A 19,977-nucleotide genomic window follows, 5' to 3' on the forward strand; every position below is an offset into this window, starting at 1 on the left:
CCCCGGGCGGCCGACTGTCCACAGGTCGGTCCCGGTCACCGGGGTCCCCACGGTGGGCGAGCGCGGGTGGTGGGGTCGGCTGGCGCGTTCCTAGCGTGCCGCCATGACCAGGGACGACGTGCGGCAGCGGGTGGCGAGGGCGGTGCCGACCTGGACGGTCGGTGCGGGGAACGAGGTCGTGACGGCGGCCCGCGGCGTGCCGCGGGTGCGGGACCCCGCCGCCCTGACCCGGGCCGCGCGGGCGCGATTCGGCGCAGCGGCGGCCGACGCGGCGCCGATCGCGGACGAACCACCCACTCGACGCCGCCGGGCACGACGCCGATGGTCGATCGCGCCCCGTGCGGCCGTGGTCGCCCTGCTGGTGCTGGCGACGGTCACCGGGGCGGTCACCCTGCGCTCGCTCGCGGCCACCACCGGCACCCCGGTCCGGTTCACCGAACCCGGTGGCACGTCGGCGCCACGCGCCGTCGTGCCCAGCTCCGACCCGAGCATCACCACCACAGACCCACCGCTGCTGGTGCATGTGGTCGGCCAGGTCGCCGCGCCCGGGCTGGTCGAACTCTCCGCCGGCGCCCGGGTGTCCGACGCGCTGACCGCTGCCGGTGGTCCCCTGCCGGACGCCGACCTGGCAGCCCTGAACCTCGCGGCGCCCGTCCAGGACGGTGAGCAGGTCCGGGTACCGGCACCGGGGGAGTCGGCGGCGCCGCCGGAGTCCGGCTCGGCGAGCACCGGCGGCGGCTCGACCGGCCTGATCGACATCAACCGGGCGAACGCGACCGAGTTGCAGGAGCTGCCCGGGGTGGGACCGGTGTTGGCCGATCGGATCGTCGCCGAACGGGAGGCCAGCGGTCCGTTCGCCGAGGTGGACGACCTGGACCGGGTGTCCGGGATCGGACCGGCGGTGCTGGCGAAGCTGCGCGACCGGACCACGACATGACCTCGTCCTCGACCGCCCTGCACCACGACCCGGCCGACCGCAGCCGCGTCGACCTGCGGCTGTTGCCCGCGGCGATGGTGGCGTGGCTCGGGGCGCTGCTGCTGACCCCGGGCCCCGCCTGGATCCCGCTCGTGGTGGCCGGATGCCTCGCGGGCCTGATGATCGCGGGGTGCGGGGCGCTGCGGCCTCCCGGCTCACGTCCGCGACATCCGACCGTGGCCGGTCGGCGGGCGCGTCATCGCCGCCCCGTGTCCTCCCACGGCCGCCGGGTCACCCCCACATCCCGGCCCATCTGCGGCGCCCTGCCGGGTGCGCTGCTCGCCGGTGGCGCGCTCCTGATGCTCTGCCTCAGCTGCGGCAGCCGCCTGATCGCCCGGGAGCATGGCGGCATACGCGACCTCGCAGCCGCCCACGCCACGGTCGAGCTGCGCGGCAGGGTGACCGCCAGCGCCGCGCTGAGTTCGGCCCCTGGCACGTTCCGCGTGCTGCTGGCAGTGGCCTCCTTCACGCCTGCTGACTCCCCGCCGATCGCCTCCGGTGCCGCGGTGCAGCTCTTCCTGCCGGAGCGGCTCACCCCGGGCGATCGGATCGTCCTGACGGCCCGCCTCGCCCCAGGGCGCGGTGCTCACGACCGGGCGCTCGCCACCGCACGCCCGACGGGTGAGGTGAGGGTCCGTGCTGGGCCCGATCCGGTGTCGGCGGTGCTCGCGGGGCGTCGCACCGCCCTGTCCACCGTCGCCGTCTCGCTGCCCGGCGACGCCGGTGCGCTGCTGCCCGCGGTGGCGGTGGGCGACACGGCGGCGGTCGGCGACCTCGACGCCGCGATGAAGACCGCGGGCCTGGCCCATCTCACCGCGGTCTCCGGTGCGCACTTCAGCATGGTCGGCGCAGTGGTGCTCGCAGTGGCCTCGCGGTGCGGGGTGTCCCGACGATGGCGGTGGCTTCCAGTGGGCGGCGTGAGCATCGGATTCGTGCTGCTGGTCGGCCCGGGCCCGACGGTGGTCAGGGCGGCGGTGATGGGAGCGGTCGGGGTGCTCGGGGTCGCTGTCGGCCGTCCGTCCCGGGCGGTGCCGAGCCTGCTCGCGGCGGTGCTGGTCCTGCTCATCGGTGACCCGTGGCTCGGCGCCGACCTGGGTTTCGTGCTGTCGGTGGTCGCCACGGCGGGCATCGCGACCCTGGCGGCGCCACTGGCGGATCGGTGGCAGGGACGATGGCTGCCACCCTCCGTGGCAGTGGCCCTGTCCGTCCCCGTCGCGGCACAGGCCGCGTGCGCGCCCGTGTTGCTGCTGCTCGATCCCTCGGTGTCCCTGTACGCGGTCCCAGCCAATCTGGCCGCTGCTCCGGCGGTGGAGGTCGCGACCATCGGCGGCCTGGTCAGCGCCTGCTGCGCCGGGTGGTGCCCCTGGGTCGCGGACTGGTCGGCGGCGGTCGCGGGCTCCGGCTGCTGGTGGATCGCCACGGTGGCGCGAGTCAGCGCCGGCCTGCCCGGTGCCCGGGTGGCGTGGCTGTCCGGATGGCCGGGGCTGATCGACCTCACGGTGGCCACCGCCGCCGGGCTGGCGCTCCTGCTGAGGTGTCGGCGTGGCATGGCACCCTAGGGGCGTGCCTGCTGCCTCCACCTCCCGCCGACCCGCCCGTGGCGGCTCGCGATCGGCCCCGGCCGGACCGACCTGGGACGAGGTCGAACTGGCCCCCGTGGTCCTGGTCACCGGTCCGGAGGCGCTGCTGGCCGAGCGCGCCGTGGACCGGCTGATCGGTCTGGCGCGGGACCAGGACGCCGAGGTCGAGGTGACCAGGATCGACGGGTCCGCCTACACGACCGGGGAGCTCGCGCTGGCGACCAGTCCGTCCCTGTTCGCCGAGGATCGCCTGCTGGTGGTCGAGAACGTGGAGAAGGGCACCGACGACCTGATCGCCGACGCGATCCGGTACGTGGGAGCACCCGAGTCCGACGTGGTGCTGATCCTGCGGCACGGCGGCGGTCAGCGCGGCAAGAAGCTGCTGGACACCGTCAAGCAGTCGGGCGCACCGGTGGTCAGCTGCGAGGCGATGAAGCGGGACGCCGACAAGGCCACCTTCGTCACCCAGGAGCTGCGTCGTGCCGGTCGCCGCATGGACGCCCGCGCCGTCCGAGCCCTGGTGGACGCGGTCGGCTCCGACCTGCGCGAACTGGCCGCCGCCTGTGGACAGCTGATCGCCGACACCACCGGCGTCATCGGCGTCGAGGTGGTCGAGAAGTACTACGGCGGGCGGATCGAGGCGACCGGGTTCCGGGTGGCGGATGCCGCGGTGGCGGGCTCGGCCGGCGAGGCGGTCTCCCTGCTGCGGCACGCGCTGGCAACCGGTGTGGACCCGGTACCGCTGGTCGCGGCGCTCGCCGCCCGGCTACGGATGCTCGCGAAGGTGTCGACGGTTCGTGGCCGGGGGGCCGGTGCCGAACGCGACCTCGGGCTGGCACCCTGGCAGATCGACCGCACCCGCAAGGAACTGGCGCACTGGACGCCGGAGAGCCTGGCGACCGCGATCACCGCGGTGGCCCAGGCCGACGCGGAGGTGAAGGGCGCGAGCCGAGACCCGCGGTTCGCCGTCGAGCGCGCGGTGCTCAGGATCGCCCACGCGGCTGCCCAACGCGGCTGACCGATCGACGGCTGCGTCCCAGCCCGCGCTCGCCCGCCGGGACCGGAACCGGCACTCGCCTCCCGGCCACACCAGCCGGAGCGTCGCGCAGGACCAGCTCCGTTGTCAGCGGCTCAGATCAAGCGGCCGATGTTGTCGTGATCGGGTCCGACCAGGGGCGCCGCACTGCGGTCCAGCAACAGGCACTTCTCCAACAGGTTCCCCTGGTAGAGGTCGAACCCCAGCTCCCGCGCACCGCGCAGTTCCACGCTGGACTCGACGAACTCGGCCACCAGCAACGCACCGTGCGACCGAGCCAGCTCCACCACCGGCTGACCCTCGACGTCGAGGTCGCGGGCGTCGATCTTCACGAAGTCGGCCTGGGGCAACAGCATCCGCTGATCCGGGCGGGAGACGAAGCCCGACATGGCGACCCGGAAACCGCGCTCCCGCAGGCGCCGGACACCGCGCAGGATCTCCTCGTCGATCCGGGTGGCCGCCGGGATCTCCACGACCAGGCGGTCCGGCCGTGCGGGCAGGGGCAGCGCCCCGGTCAGGAAGGCACGCGGGCAGCGGACGAACAGCCACCGCCCGTGACCCACCTCGTCGACGTCCGCCCGGCCGAAGGTCGCGCGGAGCACTGCGCTGGTCGCCCGCTCGTGCTGCAGATCGGTCCAGCCCGCCGCGTCCACCCCGTGCGTCGACTCGGAGGTGCGGAACGCCAGTTCGTAGCCGAACGGATGCAGGCGCGGGGAGAAGATGCCCTGCCGTCCGACCACCGCACGCTCCGTCGCGACGTGGGCGTGCCACTGCTGACGCAGCTGCGTCGGGAACGCTGACTCCACGTCGGCGGTGAGGAGCCGGTCGAGCTCACCCTCGGGTCGTGTCATGTCGGCTATGACAACACAGGAGAGTCGGGCGTGACACCCCAGTGCGGCAGAGGTGATGCGGCTCACCGCATGGTTGTGCGGCGGATCGCATCCGATTTCACCCGTCCGGGCGCATCGAAGCCCGCACACGAGGGGTGCTGCGGCGGTCAAGGGAAAGCTGACTCGCGGGCACGGACTCCTTGGTAGCGTGCCCGACGACCGTGGTCGAGACGCCGCCGTGACCCACTGCGACACAGGAGAACGAGAGCACCGTGAGCACCCTGGGGGAGCGTCTGCGCCAGGCGCGCCGGGCAGCGGGTCTCACCCAGGCCGACCTCACTGACCCGGGCGTGTCGGTGAGCATGGTGTCCCGGATCGAGTCGGGGTCACGGCAGCCGAGCACGGAGACGCTGCACGCCCTCGCACGACGGCTCGGCGTCAGCCCGGCGTGGTTGCGCTGGGGGCGCGCGGACGACGCTCCGGTGGACATCGCAGCGGTCACCGCACAGGCCGAGTCCGATCTGGCTCATGGTGATCCGCGGGCCGCCCTGGAACGCCTGTCGGTCGTCGACCTCTCCCAGGTGCCCGCCGAGCGACGGGCGGCCACCGCGGTCCTCCGGTCACACGCCCAGGAGCGATGTGGCGACTTCGACGGGGCGCGGGCGGGGTTGGAACCGCTCTGGCGGGACGCGGTGGCCGAGCGACGGCCGGCGGACGTGCTCGCCCTGACCCGGGGGCTGCTCTACCTCTATCTCGTCGAAGGTCGTAGCGCGGTGGCCGTCGATGTCGGGACGCGCGCGCGGGCGCTGCTGGACGACACCGATCTGGACCCGGAAGAGCTGACGCGGCTGGAGGCGACGGTCTGTTGGGCGCTGCTCGAGCGCGGCGACCGCGTGCATGCGTGGCAGCGTGCTGTCGGTCTGCACGCCTGGGCCTCCCGTGCGTGCGGGAACGGCGGGCAGGCGGTGGCCCTGTGGAATCTGTCCTCGGTCGAGGAGGCGCTCGGGCGGTACGACCTCGCCCGACGTCACATCCAGCAAGCAGTCGACCGCATGCCCGAGAGCAGGGGTGAGGACGGGCGCGATTACTTCCGCGCGCGGGAGCAGCTCGCCTGGACGCTGCTGGTCGACGGGCGCCGGGACCAGGCGGCTGCGGCGCTGGACGAGCTGTTGATCGCGCGGGACGGGCTCGACCTGGTGGGCGGGCCCGACGATCTGGTCGAGCTGGATCTCAACCAGTCCCGCGCTCACTTGTTGCTCGGGGATCTGTCGTCGGCCGAGCACTGGGCCGAGTCGGCGCTGCATCGTGGTGACCTGCCGACGGACGTCGGACGGGCCGGTGCGCTGTTGTCGCTGGCGGACGTCCGGATCGCTCGGGGCGGCCGTGTGGCGGCGGTCGAGCTCACGCGGTCGGCTCTCGACCTGCTGGTGAACGCGTCGGCCGGCCGCGAGGTGACGCGCATGCTGCGCGAGACGGGTGTCCGGCTGCTCGCGCTCGGTGAGGGCGACGGGGCGAGCGTGGCCTTCCGGCGGCTGCTGGCCGGTGTCGGCGTCACCGACGGTGTGAGCGACGCCTCAGTGGCCTAGTCAGAGCCGGGGATGACGCCTGGTCGCTTCGGCGGCTGACTTCGCCATGCCTCTGACCAGGTCCGAGACTCGGGCAGGGGCTCGGTGGCTGAGGCGGTTTCACCCGTTTAGGGCTGAAACGCCGGAGTTTCGATACCGGCTTGGCGAGTCTTGCAGGTCGTTGTCATGCTTGCGTTGACAAAAAGTCAACCCCTGTGTCGAGGAGAAGATCATGCGTCGTTCGGTGAAGGTCGTCGTCGTCACTGCTGTTGCCGTGCTGCTGTCGATCGGCGGGAGTGGGGTCGCCACCGCGGGCCCGGTCAAGCTGATGGGGAACGGTGGGTGCTGCCTGATGGTGCAGTGACCCGCCGTGCGTGCGTTCGCCCAGGCTGAGTTCTGGGCGCCTGAACGGGTGAGTCCCTCGCCGCTCGATCCAGTAACAGCTAGTCTGACTGGCATGACGACCATTGGTGACCGCGTTCGTGAGGCGCGGGTCGCGGCGGGGCTCTCCCAGACAGCGCTGGCGGGCGAGAAGCTCTCGCCGAGTTACGTGTCGCTGATCGAGTCCGGGAGGCGGGAGCCGACCGACTCGGCGCTGGCGATCCTGGCCGAGCGCCTCGGATCGACGGTCGAGTTCCTGAAATTCGGCGACGCCGGGCCGGTGGAAGCCCAGACCCGACTGGCTCTGGACTATGTCCAGCTCGACCTCGTGTCCGGCGAGTTCGCCGCCGCGCGTGACCGGTTGCTGGACCTGGACCTCGGCGCTGTGACGCGCCCGGTGCGGGTCAAGGCGTTGATCGCGCTCGCCAACGCACACGAGAAGCTGGGTCACCTGGAGCAGGCGGTCGAGGTCCTTGAGCCTCTGGTCCAGGAGCTGGACGCCGACGGGGAGATGCTGGACCTCGCGCAGACGGCGACATCCCTGGTCCGGAACTACCTGGAAAGCGGCGACCACGCCCGCGCCGCGGAGGTAGGTGACGCGGTGATGGCACGGCTCGACGCGGCAGGGTTGGCCGGCACCGACGAGTATCTGCGGCTCGGTTCGACGCTTCTGTGGGTCACCGCCTCGCGGGGGGACCTGCTGTTCGCCACGCATCGTGCCGCTGAGTTGGTGCGGGAGGCCGAGGCTGCGGGCACCAACCGCGGCCGTGGCTCGGTGTACTGGAATGCTGCGATCGTCGCCGAACAGCGCGGCGACTTCGGTCTGGCGAAGCGTTACACCGAGCGCGCCCTCGCACTGTTGGACAACGGGGAGGTCAGCCGAGAGATCCCCCGGCTGCGGATGAACTTCGCTCACCTGGTGCTGCGCGCTGACCCGGCGGACCCGATGCTGGCCCTCCAGCAGCTCGATCTGGCAGAGCCGGAGCTGAGGTTGCTCGGTTCCGAGCTGGAGTTGACCACGGTCGACATTGAGCGGTCGCGGGCTCAGGTGCTGCTGGGGAATGCGTCGGCAGCGGTCGATTACGCACGCAGTGCGCTGGATCGTCTGGCCGGTCAGACCCGACTCGAGAACGCTGACGCGCAAGTCGTCCTGGGTGATGCGTTGTACGCCCTCGGCGACAAGGAGGCGGCGGCGCGCGCGTACAGCTGGGCCGCGGAGATGCTCAGCATGATGACCGCGTCCCGGCAGTCCGCTGCGGTCTGGCGCGACCTCGGCGACCGGTTCTACGGCAGCGGCGAGACCGAGCGTGCGGCGGTCGCCTACGACCGGGCGCTGCGCGAGGCCGGCTACCCGGCGAACGTGCCCACCCCGATCCGCGAGCTCTGGACCGCCGCGATCGGCTGACCGGGAACGCACCGGCTCGTCCGAGCCGCCACGCACTCGAGGGCGTCATCCTGCAGGGGGGATGACGCCCTCGTTCCCTTCCCGCACCCGATGCGGTCCACGCCGGGCAGACGCACGAAGGGGCGCCATCCTGACCGGATGGCGCCCCTTCGTGAGGTTCAGCGTCGCGTCAGAGCGCGTGCACGGCCTTCGCCAGCGCCGACTTCTTGTTGGCGGCCTGGTTGGCGTGGATGACGCCCTTCGACACGGCCTTGTCGAGCTTCTTGGAGGCGACGGTCAGCGCGGCGGTCGCGGCGTTCTTGTCGCCACCGGCGACGGCCTCGCGCACCCGGCGGACGTAGGTCTTCAGCTCGGACTTCACGGCCTTGTTGCGCAGCCGGGCGGTCTCGTTGGTGCGGATACGCTTGATCTGGCTCTTGATGTTGGCCACGTTGTGGACTTCCTCTGGTGTTCGCCGAAGCGGTTGGACAGGTCGTAGAGGGCGCGTCCGACTCCGGGACTGGGGCGTGGGGACACCCGCGGAGAGGAATCGAACTAGTGCCCGCCGACCCGGGCGGACACGCGACTGACAAGACTACCAGGCGCCCGGGGCATCCCAGTAGTCAGCCGGACATGGGACCATGGTGCCAGTCCCATCCCGCGAAGCCGAGAGTGATCGTGTCCCCGATTCCGACGCCTGCCCAGTCCCAGCGCATCGCGCCTGCCGCGACCCCGCCGGAGCTGCTGCGCAACTTCTGCATCATCGCGCACATCGACCACGGCAAGTCCACGCTCGCCGACCGGATGCTCCAGCTGACCGGGGTGGTGGACTCGCGGGCGATGCGCGCTCAGTACCTCGACCGGATGGACATCGAGCGCGAGCGCGGCATCACGATCAAGTCGCAGGCGGTCCGGATGCCGTGGGCGGTGGCCGAGACGCCGTACGCGCTGAACATGATCGACACCCCGGGGCACGTCGACTTCACCTACGAGGTGTCCCGGTCGCTGGCGGCCTGCGAGGGTGCGGTGCTGCTCGTGGACGCGGCGCAGGGCATCGAGGCGCAGACCCTGGCGAACCTGTACCTGGCGCTGGAGAACAACCTCCAGATCATCCCGGTGCTGAACAAGATCGACCTGCCCGCCGCGCAGCCGGAGAAGTACGCCGAGGAGCTGGCGAACCTGATCGGCGGCGACCCGGCCGACTGCCTCAAGGTCTCCGGCAAGACCGGTGAGGGCGTCGAGGCGCTGCTGGACCGGATCGTCGAGCTGGTGCCCGCACCGGTGGGCAACGCCGACGCCGAGGCGCGGGCGATGATCTTCGATTCGGTGTACGACACCTACCGCGGCGTGGTCACCTACGTCCGGGTGGTCGACGGCGACCTGAACCCGCGCGAGCGGATCACCATGATGTCCACCAAGGCGTCGCACGAGCTGCTGGAGATCGGTGTGATCTCCCCGGAGCCGGTGCCGACCAAGGGGCTGGGCGTCGGCGAGGTCGGCTACCTGATCACCGGGGTGAAGGACGTCCGGCAGTCGAAGGTCGGCGACACGGTGACCAACCAGCACCGGCCGGCCGCCGAGGCGTTGGGCGGCTACTCGGACCCGAAGCCGATGGTGTTCTCCGGGCTGTACCCGATCGACGGGTCGGACTACCCGGCGCTGCGTGAGGCGCTGGACAAGCTGAAGCTGAACGACGCCGCGCTGAACTACGAGCCGGAGACCTCGGTCGCCCTGGGCTTCGGCTTCCGGGTCGGGTTCCTCGGCCTGCTGCACCTGGAGATCATCCGGGAGCGGCTGGAGCGCGAGTTCGGGCTGGACCTGATCTCCACCGCGCCGAACGTGATCTACGAGGTCACGATGGAGGACCGGTCGGAGGTGCTGGTCACCAACCCGAGCGAGTTCCCCGGCGGCAAGATCCGGGAGGTCCGCGAGCCGGTGGTGAAGGCCACGATCCTCGCGCCGACCGAGTTCGTCGGCGCGATCATGGAGCTGTGCCAGACCCGGCGCGGTGACCTGCAGGGGATGGACTACCTGTCCGAGGACCGGGTCGAGATGCGGTACACCCTGCCGCTGGCGGAGATCGTCTTCGACTTCTTCGACCAGTTGAAGTCCAAGACCCGTGGCTATGCCTCCCTGGACTACGAGCCCATCGGCGATCAGGCGGCCGACCTGGTGAAGGTCGACATCCTGCTGCAGGGCGAGCAGGTCGACGCGTTCAGCGCCATCGTGCACAAGGACAAGGCCTATGCCTACGGCGTGATGATGGCCGGCAAGCTGAAGGACCTGATCCCGCGCCAGCAGTTCGAGGTGCCGATCCAGGCGGCCATCGGCTCCCGGATCATCGCCCGCGAGACCATCCGCGCGATGCGCAAGGACGTGCTGGCCAAGTGCTACGGCGGTGACATCACCCGTAAGCGCAAGCTGCTGGAGAAGCAGAAGGAGGGCAAGAAGCGGATGAAGACCATCGGACGGGTCGACGTGCCGCAGGAGGCGTTCATCGCCGCGCTGTCCTCCGACGCGGCTCCGGCCAAGGACAAGGACGCCAAGAAGAAGTGAGTCGGGACGCTGCACGGCGACGGTTCGCCGAGCTGCACGCGCGGTCCGGGGTGTGGGCGCTGCCCAATGCCTGGGACGCCGGATCGGCGCTGCTGCTGCGGTCGGCCGGGTTCGAGGCGGTGGCGAGCACCAGTTCGGGGCTGGCGTGGTCGCTGGGCACCGAGGACCAGCGGCTCACCCGCGAGCAGCTGCTGGCCCATGTCCGGTCGGTGACGGCGGTGCTCGACCTGCCGTTCAGCGTCGACGCCGAGGACGGCTACGCACCGGACCCGGCTGGGGTCGCCGACACGGTGAGCGCGCTGGCCGAGGCCGGGGCGGCCGGGGTGTCGATCGAGGACTACGACGCCACCACCGGCACCGTGCGGGACCTGGACGTGGCGACCGAACGGCTGGCGGCGGCCATCGAGGCGGCGCATGCGGTCCCCGGTGCCCCGCTGGTGGTGACCGCGCGGTGTGAGAACCCGTTGTACGGCATCGCCGATCTGGACGACACCATCGTGCGGCTGCGGGCGTACGCGGCTGCCGGTGCCGACTGCGTCTACGCCCCGGGGCTGCGCAGCCTGACCGAGGTGCAGACCGTCGTGTCCGCCGTCTCGGTGCCGGTGAACGTGCTGGCCTGGCCGGACGGTCCGACCGTGGCCGAGCTCGGCGCGGTGGGGGTGCGCCGGGTGTCGGTGGGTGGCGCGCTGGCGTCGACCGCCTATGGTGCGCTGCTGCGAGCGGCGACCGAACTGCACGATCGGGGCACGACGACCTTCCGCGCCGGGGGGCTCACCGAGCTCGACCGCGCGGCCTTCGACCGGTGATGGCCCCCGCACTGCCGGAGGGCGAGCCGGCACCCGCGGACGGGCGGCTCCCGGAGACGGTCCGGGACGGTGCCGACGACCGCGGGTTCGGGATCTACCTGCACGTCCCGTTCTGCACGGTGCGCTGCGGGTACTGCGACTTCAACACCTACACGGCGACCGAACTGGGTGGCGGTGCGAGCCAGTCGTCCTATGCCGACACCGCGCTGGCCGAGATCGCGCTGGCCCGTGAGGTGCTGGCCGACGCCGGGCTGCCGGAGCGTGCCGTGGGCACGGTCTTCGTCGGCGGCGGGACGCCCACGGTGCTCCCCGCCCGCGACCTGGCCCGGATGCTGACCGGGGTGCGGGACGCCTGGGGACTGGCACCGGACGCCGAGGTCACCACCGAGGCCAATCCCGACTCGGTCACGCCGGAGTCGCTGGCCGAACTGGCCGCTGCCGGCTTCACCCGGGTGTCGTTCGGCATGCAGTCGGCGGTGCCCCGGGTGCTCGCGACGCTGGACCGGACGCACGACCCGCGCCGGATCCCGGACGTGGTCCGCTGGGCGCGGGACGCCGGGCTGGCGGTGTCGTTGGACCTGATCTACGGCACCCCGGGGGAGAGCCTCGACGACTGGCGGGCCAGCGTGGAGTCGGCACTGGCGACCGGGGTGGACCACATCTCGGCCTATGCGCTGGTGATCGAGCAGGGCACCCGGATGGCGGTCCAGGTGCGGCGCGGCGACCTGCCCCTGCCGGAGGAGGACGACCAGGCAGCCAAGTACGAGCTGGCCGACGACCTGTTCACCGCGGCCGGGCTGACCTGGTACGAGGTGAGCAACTGGGCGCGCACCCCGGCGGACGCCTGCCGGCACAACCTCGCCTACTGGCGCAACGACGACTGGTGGGGGATCGGCCCCGGCGCGCACAGCCACGTCGGCGGCACCCGGTGGTGGAACGTCAAGCATCCCCGGGCCTACGCGGACCGGCTGTCGTCCGGGGTGAGCCCGGCCGCCGGCCGTGAGCTGATCGAGCCGGAGAGCGCCCAGCTGGAGCGGGTGATGCTGGGTGTCCGGCTGCGCGAGGGGCTGCCGCTGTCGCTGCTGTCCGCGACCGCCAGGACCCGGGTGGCGGCGCTGGTCGCCGACGGGTTGGTCGACGGGATGGCGGCGCTGGGTCGTGGCGTGGACGTGCCGCGGGTGGTGCTGACCCGACGCGGTCGGCTGCTGGCCGACGCCGTGGTGCGTGACCTGACCGACTGAGACGTCGTTGTCGTTGTCGTCAGGGGAGCGGCGGGACGCGCCGACATCGGCCGTCGCGCCGGGCAGCCACCCGGCGCGACGACCTCGGTGTCACTTGATGAAGCGGATGCACACCGGGTAGCGGTACCAGGTGAACTTGTTCGCCGCGACGGCGGCGATGATGCCGAAGATCAGCGCCGCGACGCTCACCAGCGGCACCAGCGGGCTGAGCAGGCCGAGGGTGACGGCGGCCAGGATGCTGGTGCCGACGTAACCGATCAGCACGGTGAGCGAGAAGTTCAGCGCCTCCTTCGCCTGGTCCTCCAGGTACGGGCCGCGGCCGCGGTAGACCAGCCAGACGATCAGCGGGACGACGAAGCTGAACAGGATGGCGCCGATGTGGCTGAGGATCGCCCAGGTCTTCTCATCCTGCGGCGACAGCGGAGCACCCTGCGGGGCGCCGTACTGCTGACCCGGTGCGCCGTACTGCTGACCGGGCGCCCCGTAGGGCTGTCCGGGAGCGCCGTAGGGCTGGCCGGGCGCGCCGGACGGCTGGCCGGGCTGACCCGGTGCGCCGTGCTGCGGGTCGCCGGAGCCGGTCCACGGCTGGTCGGGCTGCGGGGGGTGCGTCATGGGTACTCCTGATCGGGGTGGGGCACGGATGGCTGCGCTGAGACAGTAGCGGGTGTCCAGTGCGTCGTCTTGACACCGTTTGTGTGGTTTCGCTTCGCTGTGCCCGCTGGGCGAATCGCGCCCGGAACGAGGAGGCCTGCGATGACTGACCCCACCGGCGCGAATCCGCCCCGCGACGACGACCCGAACGCTGCCGGACAGCAGCCGCCCTACGGCGCGCCGCATCAGCCGCAGTACGGCGCTCCCCAGCCGCCGCCCGCCGGTTCGCCCTACGGGGAGCAGCCCCCGGCCGGAGCACCCTACGGTCAGCCCTCGGGACAGCCCTATGGCCAGCCCGCCGGCCAGCCGTACGGCCAGCAGCCCTATGGCCAGGCGCAGCCGCCCTACGGCGCCGGGCAGCCGAACGCCGGCTCCGCGATCGGTGACGGTTTCAGCTGGGCGTGGAGCAAGTTCACCCAGAACGCGGGCCCGCTGATCGGCGGTCTGGCGGTCTACGGTGCCGCGTTGGCCGTCCTGGCGATCGTCTTCTTCGCGATCTTCATCGGCGGGGCGGTCGCCGCCACCGACCAGTACGGCAATGTGCGGCCCGGTGCTGCGGGGGCCGCCGTCGGCGCGTACCTGATCTTCATCGCGCTGGTGCTGCTGTTCTCGGTGTTCGTCCAGGCCGCGCTGGTCCGGGTGACGATGGAGATCGCCCAGACCGGACGCACCACCTTCGGCAGCTTCTTCCGCTTCGAGCGGCTGGGCGCCCTGGTGCTGGCGGCCCTGCTGGTCGGCATCGGCACTGCGGTCGGCACCCTGGCGTTCTACGTCGGTGCGATCGTGTTCGGGTTCTTCGCCCAGTTCACGCTGTTCTTCGTGGTCGACAAGCGCATGGGCGCGATCGACGCGATCAAGGCGAGCTTCCAGCTGGCCTACCGGAACTTCGCCACCGCCGCGCTGCTCTACCTGGTGGTGCTGGTCGCGTCCTCCATCGGCGGCTCGCTGTGCGGGATCGGTGCGCTGGTCACCACCCCGCTGGCCACGCTGGTCTCCGGCTTCGTCTTCCGTCGCCTGCACGGCGAGGGCGTCGCCGCCTGATCGGATCCACCCGGAGCGCCGTCATCCCCGCGGGGGTGGCGGCGCTCCGTCGGTCCGTCGGCGCGCTGGCGCGTCGGCCCCCGCTGGCCCCCGGTGGCCCCGTGACGCGAAGGCCCCGTCGGCGAGGTCGTGCGTTCGGGCCACGAACCGACCGGCGAAGTGCCGACTTCGGGCGCGGACTGCCGACTTCGCCCCGCTGGCGCGTTGGCCCCGTTGACCCCGGTGGCCCCCGGTGGCCCCCGGTGGCCCCGCTGGAGCCCGGTGGCCCCGTGACGCGAAGGCCCCGTCGGCGAGGTCGTGCGTTCGGGCCACGAACGGGCCGGCGAAGTGCCGACTTCGGGCGCGGACTGCCGACCTGGGGCGCGGACTGCCGACCTGGGCGCGGACTGCCGACCTGGGCGCGGACTGGCGGCTTCGGGCGGGGACTGCCGACCCGGCGCGGGGAGTGCGGACGCGACGCGGGTACCGGGGGAACGCCGCTCAGGCGGTGACGAAGTCGATCAGCTCCTCCACCCGCCCGAGCAGCGACGGCTCCAGGTCGGCGTAGGAGCGCACGCTGCGCAGGATCCGCTGCCAGGCCCGGGCGACGTCGGCCTGCTCGTCGGCCGGCCATCCCAGCTCGCGCAGGATGCCCCGCTTCCACTCGGTGCCGCGCTCGATCACCGGCCAGCGCTCCAGCCCGATCCGCTGCGGCTTCACCGCCTGCCACACGTCGACGTAGGGGTGGCCGAGCACCAGGACGGTGCCAGGCCGGACGGTGCGCAGGGCGGCGTCGGCGATCCGCTGCTCCTTGGAACCGGGCACCAGGTGATCGACCAGCACGCCCACCTTGCGCTCGGCACTGGGCGCGAAGTCCCGCAGCGCCTCCTCCAGGTTGTCCACCCCCTGGAGCAGCTCGACGACGACCCCCTCGGCGCGCAGGTCGTCGCCCCAGACCTTCTCCACCAGTTCGGCGTCGTGTTTGCCCTCGACCCAGATCCGCGACCCGCGGGCGACCCGCGCGCGCTGGTCCGGGGCGGCCAGCGACCCGGAGGCGGTGCGCTGCGGGCCGGTGGGGGTGGTGGGGCGGTGCGGCACCAGCTCGACCGGCTTGCCGTCGATCCAGAACCCCGGGCCGAGGCGGAAGGTGCGGGTCCGGCCCCGGCGGTCCTCCAGGACGACCACGTGCTCGCCGCCGGACTTCTCCACCCGGGTGATCGCCCCGACCCAGCCGGTGGTCACCTCCTCGACGACCAGACCGCGCTCCGCGGGCACCGGACGGGAGGTCGGGCGCCGGTGCGCCGACCGGGAGTCGGCGGACAGGACATCGTTGCCATAGCGGTCGTTCACGTCCGGCAGCGTAGGTGTGGGCGTCGCCGACCCGTGGTAAGACACGTCGGTGACATCCGCTGCCGCCCCTGACCTGGATCCGAACCGCTGGCGTGCCCTCGGGGTGTGTCTGGCGATCGGGTTCATCACCATGCTGGACGTCTCGATCGTGAACGTGGCGCTGCCGTCGATCGAGAACAGCCTCCACGCGTCGGCGAGCCAGCTGCAGCTGATCGTGGCCGGGTACACGCTCGCCTTCGGGCTGGTGCTGGTGCCCGCCGGACGACTCGGCGACGCCCGTGGTCGCCGACGCCTGTTCCTGATCGGCCTGACCGGCTTCGCGCTGACCAGCCTGGGAGCCGGGCTCGCGCCGTCGGATGAGGTGCTGGCGGTGATGCGCCTGTTGCAGGGTGCCAGCGCGGGCATGGTGAACCCTCAGGTCGTCGGGACGATCCAGCAGCTGTTCTCCGGGTACGAGCGGGGCAAGGCGTTCGGGTACTTCGGCGCCACCATCGGGGTCTCCACCGCGATCGGCCCGGCGCTCGGCGGGCTGATCATCCAGGCGTTCGGCGCCGAGAGCGGGTGGCGGTGGGTGTTCTTCGTCAACGTGCCGGTGGTCGCGGTGGTGCTGCCGCTGGCGCTGCGCTGGCTGCCCCGGGGCACCGGGAACGGGCGCGGGCCGGCGGCGTCGCTCACCCCGAGCGGGCGGCCGCGACTGGACGGGGTCGGGCTGGTGCTGATCGCGCTCGCGGCGACGGCGGTGATGCTGCCCTTCGTGATCACCACCGGCAGCGGTGACGACCCGACCCGGTGGTGGTGGCTGCTGGTCGGGGCGGTGATCGCGGCGGGCACCGTGCTGTGGGAACGCTCGTACCAGCGGCGGACCGGTGCGGCGGTGCTGGACCCGCGGGTGATCGGCGACCCGGCGTTCCGCAACGGCGCGCTGCTGGGGATGGCCTACTTCGCCGGGTTCACCTCGGTGTTCCTGGTGGTGACCATCTACCTGCAGCAGGTCGCCGGGTACACGCCGCTGCAGGCGGGGCTGGTCGGGATGCCGTTCGCGATCGGATCGGCGATCGCCGCCCAGCGCTCCGGGAAGCTGGTCGCCGAACGGGGCCGGGCGCTGGTGGTGATCGGACTGGCGCTGGTGCTGATCGGTCTGGCCGGGACGGACCTGGTGATCCGGATCGTCGACCCGCCCGCGGTGGCCTGGGCGGTGGCCGGCACGCAGATGATCGCGGGCGTCGGCTCCGGGCTGGTCATCTCGCCGAACCAGACCCTGACCCTGGCGAACGTGCCGGTCGAGCGGGCCGGGGTCGCCGGGTCGATGCTGCAGGTCGGTCAGCGGATCGGGTCGGCACTGGGTGTCGCGGTGGCGCTGTCCACCTTCTACTCCGGGCTGGCCGCGGGTCTGGACGGCGGACCGGCCGCCGGGCGCGCGCTGCTGGTCTCCGTGGTCCTGGTCGCTGTGGCGCTCGTGGTCGGCCTGGTCGATCTGCGGGCCCGCCGACGCCCGCAGGAGAGCGCTCGACCCGGGGCGTAGCATTGGCACTCGGTGTCCGAGAGTGCTACTTCCCGGACCCGTGTACGCACGCCCGCGACCAGGAGGAGGTGGACCATGGCCGAGGACCGCAGGCTCGACGTGCTGCGCGCGATCGTCGAGGACTACGTCGCCACCAAGGAGCCGGTCGGCTCGCGTGCCCTGGTCGAACGGCACTCGCTCGGGGTCTCCCCGGCGACCATCCGCAACGACATGGCCGCTCTGGAGGACGCCGGGCTGATCGTCCAGCCGCACACCTCCGCGGGTCGGGTGCCCACCGACAAGGGCTACCGGTTGTTCGTCGACCGCCTGGCCACCATCAAGCCGCTGTCGACCCCGGAGCGCCGGGCGATCGAGACCTTCATGCAGGACGCGGTGGACCTGGACGACGTGGTGGACCGCGCCGTGCGGCTGCTGGCCCAGCTGACCCATCAGGTCGCGGTGGTGCAGTACCCGTCGCTGCGTCGCACGGCCCTGCGGCACGTGGAGCTGGTCCCGGTGTCCGACCGCCACCTGCTGGTGGTCATCATCACCGAGCACGGCCGGGTCGAGCAGCGCACGCTGGAACTGGCCGACCCGTTGGACCTGGCGGCGGTCGCCCGGCTCCGGATGCGGCTGAACGTCGCGGCCACCGGCCGTCGACTGCCTGACCTGGACGCCGCCCTGGCCGGGATCGCCGACGAGGTGGAGCCGGAGTCGAGCGCCCTGCTGCGTGCCGTGGTCGGGGTGATCGAGGACACCCTCGCCGGGGAGAGCGAGGAGCGGGTGGTCGTCGCCGGCACCGCCAACCTGGTGCGCGGCAACACCGACGTGGCCCGCACGCTCAGCCCGGTGCTGGAGGCGCTGGAGGAGCAGGTCGTGCTGCTCCGCCTGCTCACCGACGCCGCCGAGGACGAGGGGGTGTCGGTGCGGATCGGCCGCGAGACCCGGCACGAGGGCCTGGTCGACGCCAGCCTGGTCAGCTCGGGCTACGGCGCCGACGGGGCGGCCGTCGCCCGGATCGCCTCGCTCGGCCCGCTCCGGATGGACTACCCCGGCACCATCGCCTCCGTGCGCGCCGTCGCCCGTTATCTCTCGCGCATCCTTGCCAACTGATTGAGGAAGCTCTTTACGTGAACGATTACTACGAGGTCCTGGGCGTCCCGCGCGATGCCACCGGCGAGCAGATCAAGAAGGCCTACCGCCGGCTGGCGCGGGAGTTCCACCCGGACGTCGCCGGGTCCGACAGTGCGTCGGAGGAGAAGTTCAAGGACGTCCAGCGTGCGTACGAGGTGCTGTCCAACCCGGACAAGCGCCAGATGTACGACCTCGGTCAGGACCCGACCGCCCCCGGTGGCGGCGGTGGCGGTCAGGCGGGTGGCTTCGGCTTCCAGGACATCTTCGAGACCTTCTTCGGGGCGGCCGCCGGTGGCGGGCACCGCGGTCCCATCCCGCGTGCCCGGCGCGGTCAGGACGCGCTGATCCGGCTGGACATCGACCTGGCCGAGGCCACCTTCGGCACCCACCGGCAGGTGCCGATCGACACCGCCGTGGTCTGCCCGACCTGCTCCGGCACCTGCTGCCGCCCGGGGACCTCGCCGCGCACCTGTGAGGTGTGCGGCGGTCAGGGCACCGTGCAGCGGGTCGCTCGTTCCTTCCTCGGCCAGGTGATGACCACCCAGCCGTGCGCCGCCTGCCACGGTTTCGGCACCGTGATCCCGGAGCCGTGCACCGAGTGCGCCGGTGAGGGACGGGTCCGCTCCCGCCGCACCCTGGAGGTCGACGTCCCGGCCGGTGTGGACACCGGCACCCGGATCAAGCTCACCGCCCAGGGTGAGGTCGGCCCCGCCGGTGGCCCGGCCGGTGACATCTACCTGGAGGTGCGCGAGCGGCGGCACGAGACCTTCCTGCGCGAGGGCGACGACCTGCACTGCACGCTCACCGTCCCGATGACCGCCGCCGCCCTCGGCACGGTGCTCACCCTGGACACCCTGGACGGCCCGCAGGAGGTCGACCTGCGACCGGGCACCCAGCCGCAGCAGGTCGTCACGCTGAAGAACCTGGGGGTCGGCCATCTGCACGCCGGTGGCCGCGGCGACCTGCACGTGCACGTGGAGGTCCAGGTGCCGACCGGTCTGGACGACGAGCAGGCGGCCCTGCTGCGCCAGCTGTCCGCCCTGCGCGGCGAGGAGCGGCCGGACGCCCGGTTGCAGGCGGCGAGCACCGGGGTGTTCGCCAAGCTGCGCGACAAGCTCTCGGGTCGCTGATGACCGCGCCGGTCTTCGTGACCGACCCGGGTCAGCTGGACGGCTACCACGCCGGTGACGTGTACCTGCTGCACGGTGCCGAGGGGCGGCACGCCGGGGTGGTGCAGCGCCGGACGGCCGGGGAGCGGATCGACGTGGTGGACGGTGCCGGGGTGCGCCTGGTCGGGGAGATCGCCGCGGTCGAGCCCGAGGGTGTGCGGCTCACCGTGCGGCAGCGGGTCACCGAACCGCCGTCCACGCCCCGCCTGGTGCTGGTCCAGGCCCTGGCCAAGGGTGACCGGGACGAGATGGCGATCGAGGCGGCGACCGAAGTCGGCGTGGACGCGGTGATCCCGTGGCAGGCCGAACGGTCGATCGTGATCTGGCGCGGCGACCGGGCGGCCAAGTCCCGTGCCCGCTGGTTGGCGACCGTGCGGGCCGCCGCCAAGCAGTCCCGCCGCGCCTGGGTGCCGGAGGTCGAGCCGCCGGTGGACCGCCGTGGGCTCGTCGCCCGCACCGAGGCGGTGGTCGCCGCCGGTGGCGCCGTGCTGGTGCTGCACGAGGAGGCGACGGTTCCGCTGTCGGCCGCCGCGCTCCCGGCCGAGGGCACGCCGGCGGAGGTGCTGATCGTGGTCGGTCCCGAGGGCGGCATCTCCGCGCAGGAGACAGCGGCGCTGGAGGCCGCCGGTGCCCGGACCGTGCGGCTCGGCCCGCACGTGCTGCGCACCTCCACCGCCGGGACGGTCGCGCTGAGCCTGCTGGCAGCGGGGCTCGGTCGCTGGGTCTGAACCGACGGCTCCGTTCACGGCTGCGCGACCATCACCGACGTCGGCCTGCTGGTCGGGATGAAACGCCGC

Annotated in this window: 18 protein-coding genes; 14 read left to right on the forward strand and 4 right to left on the reverse strand. The window is 72.4% G+C overall.

Annotation, left to right across the window (positions count from 1 at the left end; translation table 11 throughout):
- Positions 1-103 precede the first annotated feature (103 nt).
- The 3 genes from HGK68_RS05065 to holA are packed head-to-tail and all read left to right on the forward strand — an operon-like array spanning position 104 to position 3,574.
- A complete protein-coding gene (locus tag HGK68_RS05065) occupies positions 104-937 on the forward strand; it encodes a ComEA family DNA-binding protein (RefSeq protein ID WP_169164976.1) in 834 nt (277 codons plus the stop codon).
- Positions 934-2,535: a ComEC/Rec2 family competence protein gene (locus HGK68_RS05070; protein WP_169164977.1), complete on the forward strand. Its 1,602-nt coding sequence runs from the start codon at positions 934-936 to the stop codon at positions 2,533-2,535. The genes HGK68_RS05065 and HGK68_RS05070 overlap by 4 nt, the downstream gene beginning before the upstream one ends.
- A gap of 4 nt (positions 2,536-2,539) precedes the next feature.
- Positions 2,540-3,574 (forward strand): DNA polymerase III subunit delta, encoded by a 1,035-nt coding sequence (gene holA / locus HGK68_RS05075; RefSeq protein WP_425483665.1) that lies wholly within the window; start codon positions 2,540-2,542, stop codon positions 3,572-3,574.
- Between the two features lie 113 nt (positions 3,575-3,687).
- On the opposite strand, the gene HGK68_RS05080 is transcribed toward holA, so the two are convergent.
- Entirely contained in the window at positions 3,688-4,443 is a 756-nt protein-coding gene (locus HGK68_RS05080) for an EAL domain-containing protein (protein ID WP_169164978.1), read from the reverse strand.
- A 251-nt stretch (positions 4,444-4,694) separates the two neighbouring features.
- On the opposite strand from HGK68_RS05080, the gene HGK68_RS05085 reads away from it, so the two are divergent.
- The 3 genes from HGK68_RS05085 to HGK68_RS05090 all read left to right on the forward strand — a co-directional run bounded on the left by HGK68_RS05085 (position 4,695) and on the right by HGK68_RS05090 (position 7,773).
- Complete coding sequence (locus HGK68_RS05085; protein ID WP_169164979.1) at positions 4,695-6,008, forward strand: helix-turn-helix transcriptional regulator; 1,314 nt, start codon at positions 4,695-4,697, stop codon at positions 6,006-6,008.
- Between the two features lie 211 nt (positions 6,009-6,219).
- Positions 6,220-6,351 carry a hypothetical protein gene (locus HGK68_RS16220; RefSeq protein WP_281358417.1) on the forward strand — a complete coding sequence of 44 codons (132 nt, stop codon included), beginning with the start codon at positions 6,220-6,222 and terminating at the stop codon, positions 6,349-6,351.
- Positions 6,352-6,444: 93 nt separating this feature from the next.
- Positions 6,445-7,773, forward strand: a complete 1,329-nt coding sequence (locus HGK68_RS05090; RefSeq protein ID WP_169164980.1) for a helix-turn-helix domain-containing protein — start codon at positions 6,445-6,447, stop codon at positions 7,771-7,773.
- 169 nt (positions 7,774-7,942) lie between these two features.
- On the opposite strand, the gene rpsT is transcribed toward HGK68_RS05090, so the two are convergent.
- Positions 7,943-8,203: a 30S ribosomal protein S20 gene (gene rpsT / locus HGK68_RS05095; protein ID WP_169164981.1), complete on the reverse strand. Its 261-nt coding sequence runs from the start codon at positions 8,201-8,203 to the stop codon at positions 7,943-7,945.
- A gap of 227 nt (positions 8,204-8,430) precedes the next feature.
- Here rpsT and lepA point away from each other — a divergent pair, with 227 nt between their 5' ends.
- The 3 genes from lepA to hemW are packed head-to-tail and all read left to right on the forward strand — an operon-like array spanning position 8,431 to position 12,355.
- Entirely contained in the window at positions 8,431-10,308 is a 1,878-nt protein-coding gene (gene lepA / locus HGK68_RS05100; RefSeq protein ID WP_246260596.1) for a translation elongation factor 4, read from the forward strand.
- Positions 10,305-11,114 (forward strand): isocitrate lyase/PEP mutase family protein, encoded by an 810-nt coding sequence (locus HGK68_RS05105; protein WP_169164982.1) that lies wholly within the window; start codon positions 10,305-10,307, stop codon positions 11,112-11,114. The genes lepA and HGK68_RS05105 overlap by 4 nt, the downstream gene beginning before the upstream one ends.
- Entirely contained in the window at positions 11,114-12,355 is a 1,242-nt protein-coding gene (hemW, locus tag HGK68_RS05110) for a radical SAM family heme chaperone HemW (protein WP_169164983.1), read from the forward strand. The genes HGK68_RS05105 and hemW overlap by 1 nt, the downstream gene beginning before the upstream one ends.
- Before the next feature lie 90 nt (positions 12,356-12,445).
- Here the strand turns inward: hemW and HGK68_RS05115 are convergent, their stop codons facing one another.
- A complete protein-coding gene (locus HGK68_RS05115) occupies positions 12,446-12,967 on the reverse strand; it encodes a DUF4870 domain-containing protein (RefSeq protein ID WP_169164984.1) in 522 nt (173 codons plus the stop codon).
- A gap of 141 nt (positions 12,968-13,108) precedes the next feature.
- On the opposite strand from HGK68_RS05115, the gene HGK68_RS05120 reads away from it, so the two are divergent.
- Positions 13,109-14,047, forward strand: coding sequence for a hypothetical protein (locus tag HGK68_RS05120; protein WP_169164111.1), 939 nt, complete (start codon positions 13,109-13,111; stop codon positions 14,045-14,047).
- Positions 14,048-14,527: 480 nt separating this feature from the next.
- Here the strand turns inward: HGK68_RS05120 and HGK68_RS05125 are convergent, their stop codons facing one another.
- Complete coding sequence (locus HGK68_RS05125) at positions 14,528-15,376, reverse strand: DUF3097 domain-containing protein (protein WP_246260598.1); 849 nt, start codon at positions 15,374-15,376, stop codon at positions 14,528-14,530.
- 49 nt (positions 15,377-15,425) lie between these two features.
- Between HGK68_RS05125 and HGK68_RS05130 the strand changes: the two genes are divergently transcribed.
- The 4 genes from HGK68_RS05130 to HGK68_RS05145 all read left to right on the forward strand — a co-directional run bounded on the left by HGK68_RS05130 (position 15,426) and on the right by HGK68_RS05145 (position 19,908).
- Entirely contained in the window at positions 15,426-16,898 is a 1,473-nt protein-coding gene (locus HGK68_RS05130; protein ID WP_246260600.1) for an MFS transporter, read from the forward strand.
- A 75-nt stretch (positions 16,899-16,973) separates the two neighbouring features.
- On the forward strand, positions 16,974-17,990 hold the full coding sequence (gene hrcA / locus HGK68_RS05135; RefSeq protein WP_169164986.1) for a heat-inducible transcriptional repressor HrcA: 1,017 nt from the start codon (positions 16,974-16,976) through the stop codon (positions 17,988-17,990).
- A 17-nt stretch (positions 17,991-18,007) separates the two neighbouring features.
- The gene (dnaJ, locus tag HGK68_RS05140; RefSeq protein ID WP_169164987.1) at positions 18,008-19,141 is read left to right on the forward strand and encodes a molecular chaperone DnaJ; all 1,134 of its coding nucleotides are present in this window, start codon (positions 18,008-18,010) and stop codon (positions 19,139-19,141) included.
- Positions 19,141-19,908: a 16S rRNA (uracil(1498)-N(3))-methyltransferase gene (locus tag HGK68_RS05145; protein ID WP_169164988.1), complete on the forward strand. Its 768-nt coding sequence runs from the start codon at positions 19,141-19,143 to the stop codon at positions 19,906-19,908. Before dnaJ ends, HGK68_RS05145 begins: the two co-directional genes overlap by 1 nt.
- Positions 19,909-19,977 lie beyond the last annotated feature (69 nt).

It is taken from the genome of Cellulomonas taurus (genome assembly GCF_012931845.1).
Lineage (GTDB): Bacteria > Actinomycetota > Actinomycetes > Actinomycetales > Cellulomonadaceae > Cellulomonas > Cellulomonas taurus.